Source organism: Alteromonas sp. LMIT006, assembly GCF_024300645.1.
Classification (GTDB): domain Bacteria; phylum Pseudomonadota; class Gammaproteobacteria; order Enterobacterales; family Alteromonadaceae; genus Opacimonas; species Opacimonas immobilis.
The window spans coordinates 2,241,666-2,261,161 of record NZ_CP101291.1; the positions used below are offsets into that span (position 1 = coordinate 2,241,666).

Annotated in this window: 20 protein-coding genes; 14 read left to right on the forward strand and 6 right to left on the reverse strand. The window is 44.0% G+C overall.

The features are described 5' to 3' along the window. Positions 1-7 precede the first annotated feature (7 nt). From leuS to ansA, 14 genes are all read left to right on the forward strand, one after another. Positions 8-2,602, forward strand: coding sequence for a leucine--tRNA ligase (gene leuS, locus NLG07_RS10445; protein WP_254855391.1), 2,595 nt, complete (start codon positions 8-10; stop codon positions 2,600-2,602). A gap of 2 nt (positions 2,603-2,604) precedes the next feature. Continuing rightward, positions 2,605-3,090 (forward strand): LPS assembly lipoprotein LptE, encoded by a 486-nt coding sequence (gene lptE, locus NLG07_RS10450; protein WP_254855392.1) that lies wholly within the window; start codon positions 2,605-2,607, stop codon positions 3,088-3,090. A gap of 3 nt (positions 3,091-3,093) precedes the next feature. Further along, positions 3,094-4,122, forward strand: coding sequence for a DNA polymerase III subunit delta (gene holA / locus NLG07_RS10455; RefSeq protein ID WP_254855393.1), 1,029 nt, complete (start codon positions 3,094-3,096; stop codon positions 4,120-4,122). Beyond that, a complete protein-coding gene (gene nadD / locus NLG07_RS10460) occupies positions 4,119-4,739 on the forward strand; it encodes a nicotinate (nicotinamide) nucleotide adenylyltransferase (RefSeq protein ID WP_254855394.1) in 621 nt (206 codons plus the stop codon). Before holA ends, nadD begins: the two co-directional genes overlap by 4 nt. An 8-nt stretch (positions 4,740-4,747) precedes the next feature. Further along, positions 4,748-5,065, forward strand: a complete 318-nt coding sequence (gene rsfS, locus NLG07_RS10465; protein WP_254855395.1) for a ribosome silencing factor — start codon at positions 4,748-4,750, stop codon at positions 5,063-5,065. A gap of 12 nt (positions 5,066-5,077) precedes the next feature. Further along, entirely contained in the window at positions 5,078-5,548 is a 471-nt protein-coding gene (rlmH, locus tag NLG07_RS10470; RefSeq protein WP_254855396.1) for a 23S rRNA (pseudouridine(1915)-N(3))-methyltransferase RlmH, read from the forward strand. 6 nt (positions 5,549-5,554) lie between these two features. Then, positions 5,555-7,456 (forward strand): penicillin-binding protein 2, encoded by a 1,902-nt coding sequence (gene mrdA, locus NLG07_RS10475; protein WP_254855397.1) that lies wholly within the window; start codon positions 5,555-5,557, stop codon positions 7,454-7,456. Continuing rightward, the gene (rodA, locus tag NLG07_RS10480; RefSeq protein ID WP_254855398.1) at positions 7,449-8,561 is read left to right on the forward strand and encodes a rod shape-determining protein RodA; all 1,113 of its coding nucleotides are present in this window, start codon (positions 7,449-7,451) and stop codon (positions 8,559-8,561) included. The genes mrdA and rodA overlap by 8 nt, the downstream gene beginning before the upstream one ends. Next, positions 8,558-9,376: a septal ring lytic transglycosylase RlpA family protein gene (locus NLG07_RS11890; RefSeq protein WP_303049204.1), complete on the forward strand. Its 819-nt coding sequence runs from the start codon at positions 8,558-8,560 to the stop codon at positions 9,374-9,376. Before rodA ends, NLG07_RS11890 begins: the two co-directional genes overlap by 4 nt. A gap of 87 nt (positions 9,377-9,463) precedes the next feature. Beyond that, a complete protein-coding gene (locus NLG07_RS10495; RefSeq protein ID WP_254855399.1) occupies positions 9,464-10,621 on the forward strand; it encodes a serine hydrolase in 1,158 nt (385 codons plus the stop codon). A 71-nt stretch (positions 10,622-10,692) separates the two neighbouring features. Beyond that, positions 10,693-10,956 (forward strand): DUF493 family protein YbeD, encoded by a 264-nt coding sequence (gene ybeD, locus NLG07_RS10500; protein ID WP_254855400.1) that lies wholly within the window; start codon positions 10,693-10,695, stop codon positions 10,954-10,956. A 10-nt stretch (positions 10,957-10,966) separates the two neighbouring features. Beyond that, entirely contained in the window at positions 10,967-11,611 is a 645-nt protein-coding gene (gene lipB / locus NLG07_RS10505; protein ID WP_254855401.1) for a lipoyl(octanoyl) transferase LipB, read from the forward strand. After that, positions 11,604-12,587 carry a lipoyl synthase gene (gene lipA / locus NLG07_RS10510; RefSeq protein ID WP_254855402.1) on the forward strand — a complete coding sequence of 328 codons (984 nt, stop codon included), beginning with the start codon at positions 11,604-11,606 and terminating at the stop codon, positions 12,585-12,587. The genes lipB and lipA overlap by 8 nt, the downstream gene beginning before the upstream one ends. A gap of 10 nt (positions 12,588-12,597) precedes the next feature. Continuing rightward, positions 12,598-13,614 carry an asparaginase gene (gene ansA / locus NLG07_RS10515; protein ID WP_254855403.1) on the forward strand — a complete coding sequence of 339 codons (1,017 nt, stop codon included), beginning with the start codon at positions 12,598-12,600 and terminating at the stop codon, positions 13,612-13,614. Here ansA and NLG07_RS10520 read toward each other — a convergent pair. The 6 genes from NLG07_RS10520 to NLG07_RS10545 form a co-directional block, all read right to left on the reverse strand. Continuing rightward, positions 13,611-13,883: a YeaC family protein gene (locus NLG07_RS10520; protein WP_254855404.1), complete on the reverse strand. Its 273-nt coding sequence runs from the start codon at positions 13,881-13,883 to the stop codon at positions 13,611-13,613. The genes ansA and NLG07_RS10520 overlap by 4 nt on opposite strands. A 10-nt stretch (positions 13,884-13,893) precedes the next feature. Next, positions 13,894-14,226 carry a zinc ribbon domain-containing protein gene (locus NLG07_RS10525; RefSeq protein WP_254855405.1) on the reverse strand — a complete coding sequence of 111 codons (333 nt, stop codon included), beginning with the start codon at positions 14,224-14,226 and terminating at the stop codon, positions 13,894-13,896. A gap of 82 nt (positions 14,227-14,308) precedes the next feature. Continuing rightward, complete coding sequence (locus tag NLG07_RS10530; RefSeq protein WP_254855406.1) at positions 14,309-15,973, reverse strand: sodium:alanine symporter family protein; 1,665 nt, start codon at positions 15,971-15,973, stop codon at positions 14,309-14,311. 21 nt (positions 15,974-15,994) lie between these two features. Then, positions 15,995-17,131: a M14-type cytosolic carboxypeptidase gene (locus NLG07_RS10535; protein ID WP_254855407.1), complete on the reverse strand. Its 1,137-nt coding sequence runs from the start codon at positions 17,129-17,131 to the stop codon at positions 15,995-15,997. A gap of 86 nt (positions 17,132-17,217) precedes the next feature. Beyond that, on the reverse strand, positions 17,218-17,748 hold the full coding sequence (locus tag NLG07_RS10540) for a thioredoxin-like domain-containing protein (RefSeq protein ID WP_254855408.1): 531 nt from the start codon (positions 17,746-17,748) through the stop codon (positions 17,218-17,220). A 132-nt stretch (positions 17,749-17,880) separates the two neighbouring features. Beyond that, entirely contained in the window at positions 17,881-19,332 is a 1,452-nt protein-coding gene (locus NLG07_RS10545) for a glyceraldehyde-3-phosphate dehydrogenase (protein ID WP_254855409.1), read from the reverse strand. Positions 19,333-19,496 lie beyond the last annotated feature (164 nt).

Genomic DNA, 19,496 nt, shown 5'->3' on the forward strand with positions numbered 1-19,496 from the left:
TAGAACGATGACGCAAGCAACTGAACACACTTCATATCAACCCAATTCAATCGAATCGTCAGTCCAAGATTATTGGCAAAAGCATCAATGTTTTGCAGCTCAGCCTGACAGTGACAAAGAAAAATTCTATTGCCTATCCATGTTCCCCTATCCCAGTGGCAAGCTACACATGGGTCATGTTCGAAACTACACAATTGGTGACGTGATAAGTCGTCAACAACGCATGTTGGGCAAAAACGTGTTACAACCTATGGGATGGGATGCTTTTGGCTTACCTGCAGAGAACGCGGCTATTGCCAATCAAACTGCGCCAGCCAAATGGACGTACGCCAACATTGAATACATGAAAGGCCAGCTTAAATCACTTGGCTTTGGCTATGACTGGGATCGCGAATTTGCTACTTGTCAACCAGACTATTACCGTTGGGAACAATGGTTTTTTACCCGCCTCTTTGAAAAAGGTTTAGTGTACAAAAAAAACGCAACAGTGAACTGGGACCCGATTGACCAGACGGTTCTAGCGAATGAACAAGTTATTGACGGACGTGGTTGGCGATCAGGAGCGATTGTTGAGCGCAAAGAGATTCCACAGTGGTTTATCAAAATCACCGATTATGCCCAAGCGCTTTTAGATGACTTGGAAGAGCTTGAGCAATGGCCCGAACAAGTCAAAGCGATGCAAAAAAACTGGATCGGACGTTCAGAAGGTGCCGATATCCAGTTTGATTTGCCCCAACCCATTGCTGGCTATGAACAATTAGAAGTGTACACAACCCGCCCAGACACACTTCTCGGCGTGACTTTCGTGTCTGTTGCCGCTCAGCATCCGATTGCCCTTGAAGCGGCCAAAACCAATCCTGATTTAGCGGCCTTTCTCGATGAATGCAAAAACACAAAAGTCGCAGAAGCTGATATGGCAACAATGGACAAGAAGGGGATGGCTACAGGATTTTCTGCAATCCATCCTTTGACAGGGAATACTGTACCGATTTGGGTTGGCAACTTTGTCTTAATGGAATACGGCTCTGGTGCGGTCATGGCAGTACCAGCACACGACCAGCGCGATTGGGAATTTGCTCATAAATATGGTTTGCCAGTCAAACAAGTCATAGAATTTGCGCAAGAACACGACTTAAATGAAGCGGCCTATACGGAAAAAGGCACTTTGATTAACTCGGGTGATTTTGATGGCTTGGACTTTCCCCAAGCATTTGACGCAATCATTGATGCGCTAGTGGCCAAAGAGCGCGGTCAGAAAACCATCAATTATCGTCTTCGTGATTGGGGCGTTTCGCGTCAACGCTATTGGGGAACTCCGATCCCTATGTTGAATACTCAAGACGGTGAATCCGTTCCGGCACCTGCTGAAGATTTACCAGTGCGCTTGCCTGAAGATGTGGTTATGGATGGCGTTACTTCTCCTATCAAGGCGGATCCTGAGTGGGCCAAAACCACATACAATGGACAGCCAGCGACCCGTGAAACGGATACCTTCGATACTTTTATGGAGTCATCTTGGTATTACGCACGCTACACCTCAGCCCCATCGGATGCAATGCTCGATCCAGCTGAAGCCAATTATTGGTTACCAGTGGATCAGTATGTAGGCGGGATTGAACATGCTATTTTGCATTTGTTATATTCGCGTTTTTTCCATAAATTACTGCGCGATGAAGGCCTCGTCGATTCGTCTGAACCATACAAGCGACTGCTTTGCCAAGGCATGGTGTTAGCGGATTCATTTTACCGTGAGGATGATGCGGGTAAGAAAACTTGGTATTCACCAGCCGATGTAACCGTCGAGAAAGATGAAAAAGGACGTGTTGTTGGCGCAACGCTCAATGCAGATGGACAGCCAGTTATTCATGGCGGAATGACCAAGATGTCTAAGTCCAAAAACAACGGAATTGACCCACAATCGGTAATTGACCAATACGGTGCAGATACCGTCAGACTCTTTACTATGTTTGCAGCGCCGCCAGAACAAACTCTAGAATGGGTTGATTCTGGCGTAGAAGGTGCACATCGCTTCTTACGCAGAGTGTGGAACCTAGTCCATGAACACTTGCAGCACGGTGCTACTGCGCCATTAACTAACAACTTGTCTAAGCCGCAACGTGAATTACGTCGTATTATCCATAAGACCATTGCCAAAGTCAGTGATGATATTGAGAGGCGTCAAACCTTTAACACCGCTATTGCAGCCATAATGGAGTTGACCAATGCACTGCAAAAGGCGGCGGTCGATACTGATAACGACCGCAGTGTGATACGAGAAGGTATTGAAGCCTTAATTTTGATGTTGACACCTGTGACGCCTCACATTTGTCATGTTTTATGGCAAGCTCTAGGACACTCTGATGTTCATAATGCTCCTTGGCCAACGGCTGATGCCGAGGCTATGATTGAGGAGGAAAAACTTATCATTGTTCAAGTCAATGGCAGACTTCGAGCCAAAATCACCGTTGCCGCAGACGCAGCACAAGCAGACGTAGAGCAAATTGCTATGGCAGAAGACAATGTGCAATCCTTTGTTGACGGAAAAACCATTCGCAAAGTGATATTTGTCCCAGGTAAATTGCTCAACATTGTTGCGAATTAATAATGCGTATATGGTTTCTTATTTTTGTCGTATTTTCTTTGGCGAGTTGTGGCTTTACGCCACGACAAGCCAATTTGGTACCACAGGAACTGCGCCAACTCGCAATAGTCACTCAACCATCAACCCAAGCATTTGCTGAGGCACTGAAGCGTTTAGGCTCTCTAAATGATTTAGTTTGGCGCAACGAGAGTGATATTCGCTTAAATTTGATCGATGAAAAGGTCACTCGCAGACTCTTATCTGTATTTGCTTCAGGACAAGTCGCTGAATATGAGCTAAATTATACGCTACGCTATCAATTATCCGTTGATTCGGCTTCTATCCCACTAGAAATCAATATCCTTCGCGACTATCAAGATGATCCTAAGCAGGTTTTAGCCAAATCGCTGGAACTTGAACTCATTATGCAAGAATTGCGAAACCAAGCTGCCGAACAACTGCTTAGAACGCTTGCGGTAAACTATCAAACCGCTTTGTTGCTGGAGTAAATTGTGCAAATCAAATCGGACCAACTCAACGCGCAATTATCTAAGCAAATCCCACATGTGGTGCTTATTTTTGGTGATGAACCACAGCAAGTAATTGAAGCATTGGACTGTGTTCGAAATGTGGCAAAAGACAATGGTTTTTCGGAACGCACGTCACTGACTGCAGATGGGCAATTTGAGTGGGACAGTTTATTTGACGCCACTCAGACCATGTCGTTATTCAGCGATAAGCAAATGATCGAGTTGCATCTGCCGACCGGTAAACCAGGTGTTACTGGCAGTAAAACACTCATCGCGCTGGCTGAGCAATTGCACGATGACTTGCTTTTAGTGATCCACGGTCCTCGAGTTGGCAAAGATGTGCAAAACACCAAATGGTTTAAGACCATTGCTCAATGTGGTTTATTTGTGCCCTGCTACCCTCTCTCGGGACACGCTTTACAGCAATGGTTAGCAGGATTATTGCAACAGGCAGGACTCAATTTCGAGCCACAATGCGTTCAGTTTATCGCAGATGCGTGCGAAGGTAATATGCTTGCCGCAGCTCAAGAAGTACAAAAATTAGCATTGCTTTACGACTCTCAGACTTTGACATTAGATATGTGTCGACATGCGGTCGTGGAGCAATCTCGCTTTAACGTGTTTCAGCTAATCGATGAAGTACTCAAAGGCGATAGCGACATGATTGTGCGTCTGCTATTGCGTCTAGAGGGCGAAGGCGTTGAACCCAATGTCATTATATGGTCTTTACTCAAGGAATGGCAAAACCTGCTGCAACTGCAAGCGTTGCTAAAAACCAAACAGCCCATTCCGTGGCAGCGTTTTGGTATTTGGCCACAGCGTCAACCACTTTATCAAGCCGCATTACAAAGACTCGAGCCACAACAACTCGAAGTCATTGCTAATGAATTAACCTACGCAGATAAGCAATTTAAATCAGAAACGACGGCCAGACCTTTTGTTCAACTTGCTCACTTGTGTTTATTGTTTACTGCTCAAGGGGCTCAGAATATATCATTACAACGCGCATGAAAATCGTCTTTGGCGGCACATTTAACCCTGTGCATTTTGGTCATATTAAACCACTGTTAAGCTTATGCGAAGAATTTGGCTTTGCACAAATCGGCTTGATGCCAAACTTCGTAAGCCCCTTCAAGCAAGGTGAATGCATGGTTTCCAATAACCACCGAATTAACATGCTCGAAAAAGTCATCGCAGAATTTCCTAAGCTATATCTCATTCGTGATGAAATCGACCGTGAATGTGTGTCGTATACCGCGGATACGATTCAATCATGGCGTGACAGAACGCCTGAAGAAGAGATTGTTTTTGTTATGGGCGCTGACAGTTACCAACAACTGCATCACTGGTATGATGTTACACGGTTACTGGAACAAACCAGCATAATTGTATTGCCACGTGATAAACCTGTACAAAAAAACAACAACCTAGCCCCTGAACTCGAGTTTTTTGATTCCCATCAGGGCTTAATGAAGGGGCACATTTATCTGGCACAAACTGCCTTGTATCCAATTTCTTCAACACAAATTCGCCAAGCCATACAAAACAATCAAGACTGTGCTAAATATCTCCCTAAAGGCGTGTTAAACTATATACAGAGACATCATTTATACCAACACCACAATTAGAGGTACTCTTGGAGTTACAAGCGTTATTAGAATTTGTCATTGATAAAGCGGATGACATGAAAGCACGTGATATTATTACGTTAGATTTGACCGGTAAAAGTACAATTACCGATGCCTTTGTGATTTGTTCAGGCAATTCCAAACGTCATGTTTGCGCCATTGCCGAAAATGTTGTTATGGAAATGAAACACGCAGGCTCCCCTCCCCTTAACATTTCCGGCACCGAAGATGGAGAATGGGTGGTTGTAGATATGGGTGATGTGGTGTTGCATGTAATGCAGGACGCGTCACGTGATTATTTTCAACTTGAGAAACTTTGGGGATAACTGGAATCATCCATGCGCATCACTATTATTGCTGTTGGCACCAAAATGCCAGCATGGGTAGAGGAAGGTTGTCGCGAGTTTTTGCGCCGATTCCCGCCTGAGCTCGATGTGTATTTTAAAGAAATTCCAGCAGGTAAACGCGGCAAAAATGCCGATATCCCACGTATATTAGAAAAAGAAGGTGAACTGACTTGTCAAGCCATTGGCAAAGGAGATAAAGTCGTCACCCTTGAAGTCAAAGGTCGTCCATGGGATACCCCGCAACTTGCCCAACAATTACAGAACTGGCAAATGGACGGACGCAACATTAGCTTGCTTATTGGTGGTCCGGAGGGACTGGCGCCGAGTTGTTTAGCGTTAGCCGAACAAAGATGGTCTCTATCAGCATTGACATTACCTCATCCTTTGGTCAGGATCATAGTTGCAGAGAGTCTTTATCGGGCTTGGACCGTTACTCAAAACCATCCATATCATCGGGAATAAGATATTATGGCTAAGCGCCGTCAGGCAATGCGTGATTATACCGCCGAAGATAAGTTGTTCTTGCGCCGTGCATTCATCGCAATATGTTTGGTCGCCGTTGTTTTTGGGGTGCTTCTCCTTAATATGTATCAATTACAGATAGTCTCTTTTGAAGATTATCAAACCCGAGCTGACGGCAATCGTATCAAGGTGGTTCCGATCGCGCCAAATCGTGGGTTGATTTATGACCGCAACGGCGTCTTATTAGCAGAAAACCGTCCTTCGTTTAGCTTGCGGATGGTCAAAGAACAAATTCGCGATATTGACGAAACCGTTGCCGAACTTTCAGAACTGCTTGTCATTAATGACGAGCAATTACAAGAAATTCGTGACAGCATCAAAAATGCCCGCCGTTTTCAACCAGTCACTATTTTGGATAACCTTAACGAAGAACAAGTGGCTAAATTTTCAGCGCAACAGCATCGTTTTTCGGGTATGTTTGTTGAGGCCGGTTTGACCCGATATTACCCGTACGCCGATGCATTGACTCACGTGCTCGGTTACATTGCCAAAATCAATGGCCAAAATCTAGAAAGCATCGCTTTAAGAGGTCAAACTTCGAACTATGCCGCAACGCGTTTTATTGGCAAACAAGGCATTGAACGCTACTATGAGGACAGACTCCACGGTAGCGTTGGTTACAAACAAGTCGAAGTCGATAATAAAGGCCGGGAATTACGAGTATTATCTGTTGAAGAACCGATTCCTGGAGAGGATTTGGTTCTAAATATCGATGTGCAGCTACAATTGTTTATCCAAAATATCATGCGAGAAAAACGCGGGTCAGTGGTTGTTTCAGATCCTAGCACTGGGCAAATCTTAGCGATGTTTTCAAATCCTAGTTATGATCCCAATTTGTTTGTTCGTGGGATCAGCCAAAAAGAATACAACAAACTTATCCAAAATACCGACCGTCCATTATTAAATCGTGCCGTACAAGGACAATATCCCCCCGCATCTTTGATTAAACCCCATCTTGCTTTACTTGGACTTGAATACGGTGTCATTTCAGAACACAGTAAAATCCACGACCCGGGTTATTATCAACTACCTGAAGTATCTCACCGCTGGCGCGATTGGAAGAAAACAGGCCACGGACATGTTGATGTCAAATATTCAATTGAAGTATCTTGTGATACCTTTTTTTATGAGCTGGCTTATAAGTTGGGCATTGACACCATCCATGAATATATGACTCAATTTGGTTTTGGCTTATATACCGAAATTGATTTGGCTGAAGAAACCGACGGTAATATGCCATCTCGTGGATGGAAACAAGCCCGTTTCAATCAGCCTTGGTATATTGGTGATACGATTTCTATAGGTATTGGTCAAGGTTATTGGACAGCGACTCCGATTCAGTTACTTAACTCATTAAACACGTTACTCAACGACGGGGTTCGCCATATTCCACAAATTTTAAGAGGTTCGCTGATCCAAGAATCATTACTTGAACAAGGTGTTAGCGAATTCCCTCCGATTTCGATGCTGCAATCTAGACATTGGGAGCATGTACGAAATTCCATGAGGGATACTGTTGGACTGCCCCATGGAACTGCATACGGTGCGTATCGGAATGCCAAGTATTCATCAGGTGGCAAGACTGGAACCGCTCAATTATTCACTGTTGGGCAAGATGAAGACGTTGACGAAATAGAAATAGCCGATTATTTGAAAGACAACGCGATGTACTTCGGCTATGCGCCTGTTGATACTCCTGAAATTAGTGTCATTGTGGCTTTGGAAAACGCCGGTGGCGGTGGTTCTAATGCAGCCCCTCTCGCACGGCAAGTGATGGATTACTATCTCGTAGATCGAACATCACGCGACGCCACGATTGCTCAGCAAAAGGTCAAGTTTAATGACTAACCCGTCCTCGTCTTTCTTATCGAGTTTACTGCAGCGCTTGCATATCGACGCATGGTTGATGGTGGGTTTAATTGTCTTAATGGGGACCGGCCTAGTAACCATATATTCAGCAGGTGGTGAAGACATTGGATTGATCCATAAGCAAGTAACCCGACTCGGTATTGGCTTGGCCGTGATGTTGTTTTGTGCACAGATACCGATACACTTTTATCGTTCAATTGCGCCGATATTTTATTTAGTTGGAGTCTTGCTATTAGTCGCAGTACTGTTTATTGGTGTCGAGGGTAAAGGCGCACAACGCTGGCTCGATTTGGGCTTTATGCGTTTTCAGCCATCTGAAATACTCAAGTTATTCGTGCCGATGACCATTGCTTGGTATCTCAGCCAAGAACCATTACCGCCGAAGCTCAAACACGTATTGATAGGCTTTTTACTCGTGTTGATTCCCGCTTTGCTCATTGCCAGACAACCCGATTTAGGTACGGCCTTACTGATTGCTAGTTCGGGATTATTTGCGTTGTTCTTAGCTGGATTGAGTTGGCGAATCATAACGGTATCTAGTGTCTTAGCGATAAGCTTTATTCCGGTAATGTGGTTCTTTTTGATGAAAGCCTATCAAAAACAACGAGTCATCACGTTTTTAAATCCAGAAAGCGACCCTTTAGGTGCGGGCTACCACATCATTCAAAGTAAAATCGCCATTGGCTCTGGTGGGCTTTCTGGTAAAGGCTGGTTAGAAGGCTCACAATCACAATTGGAATTTTTACCCGAACGGCACACCGATTTTATCTTTTCTGTATTTAGTGAAGAATTTGGTTTAATCGGGGTTTTGCTACTGCTTGCGTTGTATGGATTTATCATAGTGCGAGGCCTAATCATAGCTGGTAGAAGTCAGTTTATATTTTGTAAATTATTGGCTGGTAGTATTACGTTGACCTTTTTTGTCTATGTGTTTGTAAATATTGGGATGGTCAGCGGCTTGTTACCTGTGGTCGGAGTACCTCTGCCTTTAGTTAGCTATGGCGGTACGTCTATGGTTACCTTGTTGGCTGGTTTTGGGATCGTCATGGCCGTTGCCACGCAAAAAAAGGTGGTTTCTCGATGAAGATCTGGATCATTTTTTTAGTCTTAATTATCAGTGGCTGTGCCCAATCTTATCGCTACTCTCAACGTGTAGATTCTGCCCCGGCGGTGCTGATCCCTGATCATGAACCCTCACCCATTATCCCGCGTTACGAGCCATATCGCTTAGCCAATCTCCGTCCTTATCAAATTGCAGGTATTTCCTATCAGCCCCTATTAAGTGGATATGGCTATGTGGAAGAAGGCATTGCATCTTGGTATGGACAAAAATTTCATGGTTACGCCACCGCCAATGGTGAGACATTTGATATGTATGAATATACGGCTGCCCATACCACCTTGCCATTGCCTTCATACGCCAGAGTGACTAACTTAGATAATGGCAAGTCTCTGATTGTTCGGATTAACGATCGCGGCCCTTTTCACAACAACCGAGTAATAGATTTGTCTTTTGCAGCCGCCAAAGAACTCGATTATTTAGATTCAGGAACGGCCAACGTGCGCATTGAAGTCATACACGTAGACAAGAACGAACTGGTGACGATTGGGGATAGTACACCGATCCCATTATCTGAATTTGTGCCTCCTTCACCTTTGCAGAAGCCTGAGGCCAGCAAGCAGTATTATGTGCAAGTGGCAGCTGCTACCAGTGAAGAAAACATCCTCTCTCTCGGTGACGTATTGCAACAAATCTATCAAACGGATTTTAAAGTTGCCGCACGAAATAACCTATACCGTTTAAAGCTTGGCCCTTTTGCTGATTATTTGAGCGCATCTGATGCACTAAACACCCTGCAAAGTAACGATTACCCTGAGGCCTTTATTGTTTTCGAGTAAGAGTGCAACTTTTTTGCCCTTTTAAGGTCACATTGTCCATACAATCTTGTTACAATCTTCACAGTTTAATTTTGAATTGGTTTGTCTATGTTTAAAGCAGTACTCCTTACCATTTGTTCTTGTTTTTTTATTTCTTTCGCGCATGCTCTTGTGGTCATTCCTCCTCCACCATCGGTCGCTGCTGAAGGTTTTTTATTAATTGATGCCAAAACTGGACATGTCATTGCTGAACAAAACGCGGATGTGCAACTCGCTCCGGCTAGCCTAACCAAAATCATGACCATGTATGTGATTGGTCAAGAGTTACAAGCCGGCAATATTGCCCTTACCGATATGGTGAGTATTTCAGAAAACGCATGGGCGAAAAACTTTCCTGATTCATCCAAAATGTTTATCGAAGTCGGCACAAAAGTAAGCGTTTCTGATTTGATGAAGGGAATTGTCATTCAATCAGGAAATGATGCATGCGTGGCAATGGCTGAGCATGTTGCGGGAAGCCATGATGCATTCGTGAGCATGATGAATGCCTATGCGGCTAAGTTAGGTATGACCAGTACCAACTTTATGAACGCCCATGGTTTGCATGACCCAGAACACTATACCACGCCTCGTGATATGGCTCGCTTATCGCAAGCACTTATTAACGATAATCCCAAAGAATATCAGCTCTATAGTCAAAAAGAATTTGAATACAACAACATTAAGCAATTTAACCGCAATAGCTTATTATGGGATAAGGCTCTCAATGTTGATGGCATCAAAACAGGCCACACTTCCGATGCAGGTTATTCGCTTATTACGTCTGCCACTCAAGGTGATATGAGACTGATTTCTGTGGTAATGGGTACTGAATCTGAACGCGCACGCAAAACCGAAAACAAAAAACTTCTGCGCTACGGGTTCCGTTTCTTTGAAACCATTGAACCTTACAAAGCCGGCGAAAGCTTTGTTGCGCATCGTATTTATATGGGCAACCGAGATACGGTTGATTTAGGAATTGATCAAGATGTATCTATTACCATTCCAAGAGGACAAGCTCAAAACCTAACAGCGAATTTCGTCCTTGACCGCAAGTTAGAGGCGCCTCTCTCTAATGGAGAAACCGTTGGCAAGCTATTTCTGCAAATCGAAGACGAAGTGATCGCACAGTACCCACTAGTCTCTTTACAGAGTGTCGAAGAAGGCGGTTTCTTTTCCAAGGCAGCGGACTTTATCAAGCTCAAACTGAGCAGCGAGCAACAATAATATTTGATATGGTGAATTCACAACGGTCTGAGTGTATAATCAGACCGTTTTTTTTATCCAAAGGTGATAATGTGGATACCCGTTTTGACGAACTTCTTGAATTTCCTTGCTACCAAACTTTCAAGGTCCTTGGTCTTGCTCAACCTGACTTCCCTGACCAAGTGATCACTCGTTTGCAGCAACTAGCACCTGGTGACTATAATCCGACAGTAAAACCCAGCAGCAAAGGCAATTATCATGCTTTATCACTGAGTGTAAAGGTGACATCTAAAACGCATATGGAGTCGATTTATACTGAACTGTCGGCATTAGATGTTGTTCGAGTCGTAATCTAAGCGTTTATTTATGGATACGATTATCGTTCGCCAACTCGGTCGTTGTGACTATGCCCCCATCTGGCAAAAGATGCAGGACTTTACCGATCGACGTGATGAACACACTCGTGATGAAATATGGTTAGTCGAACATGAAGCGGTATTTACCCAAGGGCAAGCGGGTAAAGCCGAGCACATACTGAATGTTTCAGATATTCCGATTGTCAAAGTCGACCGCGGAGGGCAAGTTACCTATCACGGCCCAGGCCAACAGGTGATGTATGTTTTACTGAATATCAAACGTCGCAAACTTGGTGTACGTCAACTCGTTACAGCGTTAGAGGAGACGATTGTGGCGCATTTAGCCCAAGCTGGCATTGAGAGTTATCCAAAAAAAGATGCGCCAGGTGTTTATGTCAACGAAGCTAAGATTTGTTCTATTGGCTTACGCATTCGCAAAGGTTGTTCATTTCATGGACTTGCGTTGAATGTGAATATGGATTTAAGCCCATTTCAGCTTATCAACCCCTGTGGCTATGCTGGTTTACAAATGGTTGATGCACACCGTCTAGGCGACGAACGTCCACTAGAACAAGTTGGAGTATCTGTAGTAAAATGTTTTCATGCGCTAATAGGGGCGCCTGCACTAGAATTTAGAGAAGGTTTTGATGAGTAACTCACGGACACAAGCTGGCGTAAAGCTACGCGATGATGAGAAAGTAAAATATATTCCGGTCACAATCGTACCTACCGAAAAAGAAGAAATGCTCCGCAAACCAGAGTGGATAAAAATTAAGCTCCCTCGCACCACCGATCGCATTGACAACATCAAAAAAGTCTTGCGCGAAAATAATCTTCATTCAGTATGTGAAGAAGCGAGTTGTCCCAATCTGGCCGAGTGTTTTAATCACGGTACAGCAACGTTTATGATTTTGGGCGATATCTGTACTCGTCGCTGTCCATTTTGTGATGTGGCTCACGGCAAACCTTTACCACCGAGTGCTGAAGAACCTGAGAAGCTTGCCAAAACCATCGCGCAGATGGACTTAAAATACGTCGTCATCACCTCCGTTGACCGCGATGATTTGCGCGATGGCGGTGCGCAACACTTTGTGGATTGTATCAATGCGATCCGTAAACATAGTCCTAATACCAAAATTGAAGTTCTGGTACCTGACTTCCGAGGACGCATGGATACAGCATTAGAGATCCTTAAAAAGGGAGTACCAGACGTATTTAACCATAACCTTGAAACCATTCCTGATTTGTACCGTGAGTGTCGCCCAGGTGCAAATTACAAGTGGTCGTTGGAGTTATTGCGTAAATTCAAAGCACAGCATCCAGATATTCCTACTAAGTCAGGCTTAATGATGGGCATGGGTGAAACGAATGAGCAAATCCAACAAGTATTAGATGACCTTCGTGAGCACAATGTCGATATGTTGACCCTTGGCCAGTACTTACAGCCATCACGCCATCACTACCCGGTTAAACGCTATGTGACTCCGACTGAATTTGATGAACTAGGAGAATACGCAAAATCAATTGGCTTTACTCACGCTGCATGCGGACCAATGGTCCGATCAAGCTATCATGCTGATAAACAAGCTGCTGGTGAAGACATTGTTGGACAATTTACGCCGAACAAATAAAACTTGATGCATGGCAGACAGAAAACGAATTTACATCGCTTACACTGGGGGGACCATTGGTATGAAACCCTCTCCACAAGGATATGTCCCTGTTGCGGGCTTTTTACAAACAAGTGTAAGTCAACTTTCAGAGTTAACCCGTCCGGAGATGCCGGAATTTGAGCTCCATGAATACCAGACACTGTTGGATTCTTCAGATATGCAACCCAGTGACTGGCAATTCATAGCGGATGATATTGTCGAGCGGTATGACGAGTTTGATGGATTTATCATCTTACATGGTACCGATACGATGGCGTATACCGCGTCAGCGCTGTCTTTTATGTTTGCCAATTTGGATAAACCTATTATTGTAACTGGTTCGCAGATACCGCTTGCACAATTGCGCTCTGACGGTCAAGAAAACTTATTAAATGCCTTATACCTCGCCGCACACCATCCAATTAACGAAGTGTGTTTATATTTTAATAATCAATTGTTGCGCGGTAATCGCGCGCGAAAATTAGACGCTGATGGCTTTGCTGCATTTGGCTCGCCAAATTATCCAACATTGATTGAGGCTGGGATCCATATTCAGCGCAATGATTTCGCCCCTATTGCTAATTCAGGGTCAATGAAAATGACCCGAATCACCACTCAACCTGTGGCATTGTTGTATTTGTATCCCGGTATCAGCGCTCAGATTTTGGAAAACCTGTTGCGTCAACCTATGAAAGCGATTGTATTGTTGAGTTATGGCGTGGGTAATGCACCACAAAACAAAGCAATTTTAAGCTTGTTAGCAAAGGCTAAAGAAGACGGCATCCTTGTCCTCAACTGCACACAATGTTTGCACGGTAGTGTGAATATGGATGGTTATGCGAATGGCAGGATCTTATCCGATGTGGGAGTAATCAATGGGTACGATATGACACCTGAAGCTGCACTCACTAAACTTCATTACGTTTTATCCGCCACAGATGATTACGATGAACAAATCACTCTCCTTGGGCAGAACCTCAGAGGCGAGATGAGCATCAACGCTTAAAGCTTAGTGCGGAAGATCTCGCTTTCTTCAGATAACTCACGACGCAATTCAGATTTGCTTTTGTGAACCATTTCACCATTTTCGCCTATGGTCATGTGTTCGTTGGTTTTGGCAATTTTGGCTTGATATAACATCACTGCTTGCAGTGCGTTTTCTTTTTGTTCATCGGTTAAGCTTTGGCCATTTGCCCACTTACCGGTCTCTACCGCCGTTTGCAAATTAGCAAAAATTTCAGGAGTCATTCCTGCGACAAGTTGTTCAACATTCATACTGGTTATCCTAAAATTTAATTTTCTTAGCTTTGATAAAAGCGATTCGAGCGCGATTGACCACGTACCACAAAAAACCCAATACCAACATTAACATGCCAATGCTGTGTTGCGTGCCACCGACCTCAGGTTGTCCCCAATACAATAAACCAAACCCCGTGATGAACACTAACACTGCTACAAATGACTGAGTTTGCAAGCTTTGATGTTGGTCGTAGCGTTTGCGTTTTTCTCTCTCCAAAATCGCATCGGCATCATCTGCCCCAACTGCAAAATCACAATGTGGACACGTTTCGGCTTTGTCGGAGATTTTTTTCTTACAAGCTGGGCAATCAGTTAGCATGTGAAACCTTGGAATTTATTTAAAAACAAAAAAGCTGATACGTATGATATCAGCTTTTTGATGTTAATTTAATGTCAGCGACTTAACTGTCTTTGACTTTATCCCAATATTGATTCATCGAATCTTTCATCTCTTTGCGCAACATCAAGATCCCAAACAAGTTGGGTAGTGTCATGACCACAATTGCTACCGCTGAAAACGTCCATACCAAGGTGGTATCAGAAAACGCCGCCATAAAGAAACCAGCCACATATACCACGCGATATGGCATGATGGATTTTGGTCCAAACAAGTATGTCATGGCACGGTCACCATAATAAGACCATGCAATCGCAGTAGAAAAGGCAAATAACAGCAAGCCCACAGACACGATATATTGGCCAAAATCACCAAAGAACCCGCGGGTGAAGGCTATGGTCGTTAAACGAGCAGAATGCACGAGTGATTTACCTGAAACAACGAGATTGTCTTTTTGTGGCTTACCATCTTCAACAATCACCATGCCAGTGAAACTATCTTCTTCAGAGGCAATACTAAAGACAACGTCTTCAGCAACAGAGCGCGAATTAATGATGGTAAAATCGGTGTTAACGGCTTTGCCGCTGACGACTTGAATACGACCGTTATACGGAGTAATCGCTTTGTCATCAATGTTGTTAAGATATTTATATAATGACTCAACATCAGCTTGATTTTGGTCGCTATATTGCCCTGACACAATCAGCATGTCCGCTTTGTCAAAAATGTTGTGGTGTTTTTCATTCCACACGCCTGATGACAAAATGACTAAGCCTGTAATAGTACAGATAATGATGGTATCGATGAAAGGTTCTAGGATTGACACCATGCCTTCGGCTGCTGGATCTTTGGTTTTGGCTGCCGCGTGTGCGATTGGCGCAGACCCCTGTCCCGCTTCGTTGGAGAATAAACCACGATTTACCCCTCGGTTGAATGCATAGGCTAAGCTCGCGCCCAAGAACCCTCCAGCAGCAGCTGAACCGGTAAACGCATCAGCCCAAACTGACGCAAAAGCAGGCCCTAAGTTACCTAAATTAGCAAAAATAACCGCTAATGCACCAATGATATAAATTACTGCCATAATCGGGACGATTTTGGACGTCACAGCAGCAATACGCTGAATCCCACCCAAAATCACCAAACCGAGTAATATGGCTAAAATGCCGCCCATCACCATAGGATCAATACCAAAGGACTGTTCCATTGCACTGGCGATACCGTTAGATTGTGGCAAATTACCTGTGCCAAATGAACAAATAACCGTTGCCACCGCAAAGGCGATGGCCATCCATTTCATATTCAAACCTTTGTCCATGAAGTACATTGGACCACCTGCCATGGTGCCGTCTTCGGTTTTTTCACGGTATTTGTGAGACAGAGTGACTTCTACAAACTTAGTCGTCATCCCCAAAAAGGCCGTCACCCACATCCAAAATAATGCTGCAGGGCCACCAAGGAATATCGCAAAGGCTACCCCAGAAATATTACCAGTGCCGACCGTACCAGATAATGCCGTAGTTAATGACTTAAACGGTGAGGTATCACCAGGATCATCATCATGAGTGTATTTACCCGAAACGACTTTCCAACCGTGTTTAAAAAAACGGATCTGCGGAAATTTTAGGTAAAAGGTAAAAAACAGGCCAGTTCCGAGTAAGACATACGGAAACCAAAAGGCACTGCCCAAAAACCCATCTAACATGAGTAAAAAATTATTGAGTGCTTCCACTTGTTGCTCCTTTATAAAGGGTTATTGTTGTAATACTTTCATCACTGCGCGCATCGCCACAAGGACATCTGCACCGAGCTGTTGTGAACGAGGTATCGACCAACCATAGACAGCATCTGGTAAATCTGCATTGTCTTTAAATGGCATCTCAAGAGTATATGATAGACAATTAAAACGATGACCAATGGCAGTTGCTGCGATCGTCAAATTGGCCGTACCTGGCGCATCTTTGGGATAGCCATAGGTATCTTGAAACTCAGGTGTGGTCTGCATCAATACTTGTTTAAACGTGTTCTCTAATTCAGCTAATCGCTCGTTGTAGTTCGGATTGCCTTCACAACCGGCAACAAAATTATACGGTAGCGCTTCATCACCATGCATATCCAAGAACAGGTCGACTCCGACTTCATCCATCTTGTTGCGCACAAGGAACACTTCTGGAGACTGCTCCATGGAGGGACTCTCCCATTCGCGATTGAGGTTCACCCCAGCTGCATTAGTGCGCAGATGACCACGCACACTGCCATCCGGATTCATATTGGGAACGACATAAAAGACAACGTGTTCAAGCAAATCACGTGCTACGCCATCGCTATCATCGAGTAATCTTGACAGAATACCTTCAGCGCACCACTGTGCCATAGATTCCCCTGGGTGTTGGCGAGCAATGACCCAAAATTTTAATTTTGGTGTGTCAGATTGCTCGTCACCAATGACCAGCAAATCCATATCACGTCCATCTAAGGTTCGGCCGAGTAATTCATGACGACATTCAAACCCAGTTTGTGCAGAAGCAATTAAATCCATGTGCCGCTCATAACTGTAAGGTGCAAAATAAGCAAAGTACATGACATCGTGCTCTGGGGTCACGTCGATGGTCAAGGTATCACCATCAAAGTGGCTGTCTACGCGGAACCATTCTTCACGATCATAGCTGGCAACCGCTTGATACCCTTCCCATCCTTTAGGGTAGGCTGAATTGGCTAAATCTGTAATACGCAGTGTATGGTTAACCATTGCTGTCGTTGCCAGACGAAAGTGAAACCACTGGTAAAAGTCAGATTGATGGTCTTTGTTAATGGCTAATCGAATGTCTTGAGGAGACTCTGCCGTAATGACGCGGATGTTGCCGCTATCAAAAGCACTGCTTATATGCATTGATGATTTCCGTGTTATTCTTATTACTTGCAATGTAGCACAATTTTTGTGGAAATGACCAGTATTGTCTAGCGTGATATTAAGGACTAACTCGTAAAAGCAAGCTTTACCTTCATCCCAAACTCTGAACTATACCCGACACTCCGCCCAACAACTGCTCCTTGGTTGTCCAGAATATACACGCTTGGAAACGCACTGATTTGGAACGTATGCGCTGTGCTACGAGTTCCTAACAGTACATTACTGCGCTTGGTACCCGTCTCTTGAACAAATCGCTCGACCTCTTCAAGGTTTTGAAATGAAAGAGCAATCTTAACCACATTCACTTGTTCCGAATCGAGTTCATCAACATTGTTTATACTCCAATAACACACCTTGCACCAAGGCGCGAAAAAATACACCAATGTCGGTTTATCATTGTCAAGTAGCGGTTGTGTGCGCCCGTCAAGACTCACAAATTGATGCTCAGGAATCGTGACTGTGCCATCTGCGACCAGCATATTACGCTGTTGATACCAGACGATGGCCATCAATATCACAACAAAGACACATATCTCAATGAGACTTCTGCGAAGTGACCGAAATTTTGAAGTTTTGTTGGTTTCCATCTGCGTCATGTTGAGTCCTGAATACTAAGCCTGTTCATTAAGCATGATAATTAAGACCGTAATAGTATCAGTGTTCTTTCACAGAACAAAAAAAGCCCCGGCACACTGTCCGGGGCTTAATCATATTAGAGTGAACAACACTTATTGAGCTGGTAGACTCGGCGCAAATATACCCGCCATATCTTGCGCCACACGCATAACCTGACAGCTATAACCAAACTCGTTATCATACCAAACATATAATGTTGCACGGTCACCCGACACAATCGTCGCAGCACTGTCGACAATTGACGCTGCACGCGCACCCACTAAGTCACTAGATACAATCTCTGTCGATGAAGTGAAATCAATTTGATTTTGTAACTCAGAGAACAAGGCCGCATTTTGCAAAAAGTCATTAATGGCTTCTTTAGAACCGGCTTCTTTTTCAAGATTCAAATTCAAAATAGCCATTGATACATTCGGTGTTGGTACACGGATCGCGTTACCCGTCAATTTACCTTCAAGCTTAGGATAGGCTTTTGATACGGCTTTCGCAGCACCGGTTTCAGTGATAACCATATTCAGTGGCGCACTGCGACCACGACGCTCAGCTTTGTGATAGTTATCAATTAAGTTTTGGTCATTGGTGAATGCATGCACAGTTTCGACATGGCCGTTTTTGATGCCGTATTCTTCATCAAGTACTTTTAGTACGGGTGTAATCGCATTGGTAGTACAAGATGCCGCAGAAACAATTTTATCATCCGCAGTGACGTCTTGATGGTTCACACCATACACGATGTTTTTGATATCGCCTTTGCCCGGTGCGGTTAATAGCGCTTTCGCTGCACCTTTCGCTTGAAGGTGTAAGCCAAGGCCATCGCGGTCACGCCAAATACCGGTGTTGTCAATGATTAAAGCATTATCGATACCGTATTGTGTGTAATCGACCGTTTCTGGTGAGTTTGCATAAATCACTTGAATGTAAGAGCCATTGGCTAAAATAGCTTTGCGTTCGTTGTCTACAGTGATTGAACCATTGAATGGACCATGTACTGAATCGCGACGCAACAATGAGGCGCGTTTTTCTAAATCGCCATCTTTACCGCCACGCACGACAATCGCTCGTAAACGCAATTTGTTATTTTCACCTTGACGTTCAATTAACAACCGCGCCAATAAACGACCAATACGTCCAAAGCCGTATAATACGACGTCTTGTGGTGCTTGGTTATCTTCTTTATCAACCACTGGAGCAAGTTGGTCTTTGATAAATCCGACTAGGTCTGTAGATTCTTTACCTGCGCCATAATGAAAATCATACGCCAATTTGCCAATATCAATGCACGCTGGTGCAATTTGCATCTCGTTGATGGCATCAAGAATAGGAAAAGATTCGCGTAAGCGAAGTTTTTGGCCTTCATGACGTCGAACCGTGCGATGTGCTTTGATGACATCGATAGCGCTGGCGTTTAATAACGAGCGACCGTAAACGGTGATTTCAATCGCTTTGTTGCGATACAGTTTACCAATAATTGGCATCATTTTTTCAGCGTATTCCTGACGCTCCTGCCAACTTTTCTGAAGTTCCAATTCGACTGCTTGATTCATTGTAATTAAGGCCTTTACTCAAACTAGTTAAACACTTGCCACGGTACGTTTGTAGGGTACAGAGGCGACAAATTCGAGTCTAAGTGTATACAAGGAAAATGGGCTTGCCAAATTGTTGGATAATTACAAAAAATGAATATTTTCAGAGAAATTGAAAGAATTGT

What these genes read in the sequence shown, in the direction of transcription:
- rlmH (WP_254855396.1), top strand. Translation starts at nt 5,078, where the DNA reads ATGCGCATCACTATTATTGCTGTTGGCACCAAAATGCCAGCATGGGTA.
- ansA (WP_254855403.1), top strand. Translation starts at nt 12,598, where the DNA reads ATGGCAGACAGAAAACGAATTTACATCGCTTACACTGGGGGGACCATT.
- NLG07_RS10520 (WP_254855404.1), bottom strand. Translation starts at nt 13,883, where the DNA reads ATGAATGTTGAACAACTTGTCGCAGGAATGACTCCTGAAATTTTTGCT.
- mrdA (WP_254855397.1), top strand. Translation starts at nt 5,555, where the DNA reads ATGGCTAAGCGCCGTCAGGCAATGCGTGATTATACCGCCGAAGATAAG.
- rodA (WP_254855398.1), top strand. Translation starts at nt 7,449, where the DNA reads ATGACTAACCCGTCCTCGTCTTTCTTATCGAGTTTACTGCAGCGCTTG.
- leuS (WP_254855391.1), top strand. Translation starts at nt 8, where the DNA reads ATGACGCAAGCAACTGAACACACTTCATATCAACCCAATTCAATCGAA.
- NLG07_RS10525 (WP_254855405.1), bottom strand. Translation starts at nt 14,226, where the DNA reads ATGCTAACTGATTGCCCAGCTTGTAAGAAAAAAATCTCCGACAAAGCC.
- NLG07_RS10495 (WP_254855399.1), top strand. Translation starts at nt 9,464, where the DNA reads ATGTTTAAAGCAGTACTCCTTACCATTTGTTCTTGTTTTTTTATTTCT.
- NLG07_RS10545 (WP_254855409.1), bottom strand. Translation starts at nt 19,332, where the DNA reads ATGAATCAAGCAGTCGAATTGGAACTTCAGAAAAGTTGGCAGGAGCGT.
- NLG07_RS11890 (WP_303049204.1), top strand. Translation starts at nt 8,558, where the DNA reads ATGAAGATCTGGATCATTTTTTTAGTCTTAATTATCAGTGGCTGTGCC.
- nadD (WP_254855394.1), top strand. Translation starts at nt 4,119, where the DNA reads ATGAAAATCGTCTTTGGCGGCACATTTAACCCTGTGCATTTTGGTCAT.
- lipA (WP_254855402.1), top strand. Translation starts at nt 11,604, where the DNA reads ATGAGTAACTCACGGACACAAGCTGGCGTAAAGCTACGCGATGATGAG.
- lipB (WP_254855401.1), top strand. Translation starts at nt 10,967, where the DNA reads ATGGATACGATTATCGTTCGCCAACTCGGTCGTTGTGACTATGCCCCC.
- NLG07_RS10540 (WP_254855408.1), bottom strand. Translation starts at nt 17,748, where the DNA reads ATGACGCAGATGGAAACCAACAAAACTTCAAAATTTCGGTCACTTCGC.
- lptE (WP_254855392.1), top strand. Translation starts at nt 2,605, where the DNA reads ATGCGTATATGGTTTCTTATTTTTGTCGTATTTTCTTTGGCGAGTTGT.
- NLG07_RS10535 (WP_254855407.1), bottom strand. Translation starts at nt 17,131, where the DNA reads ATGCATATAAGCAGTGCTTTTGATAGCGGCAACATCCGCGTCATTACG.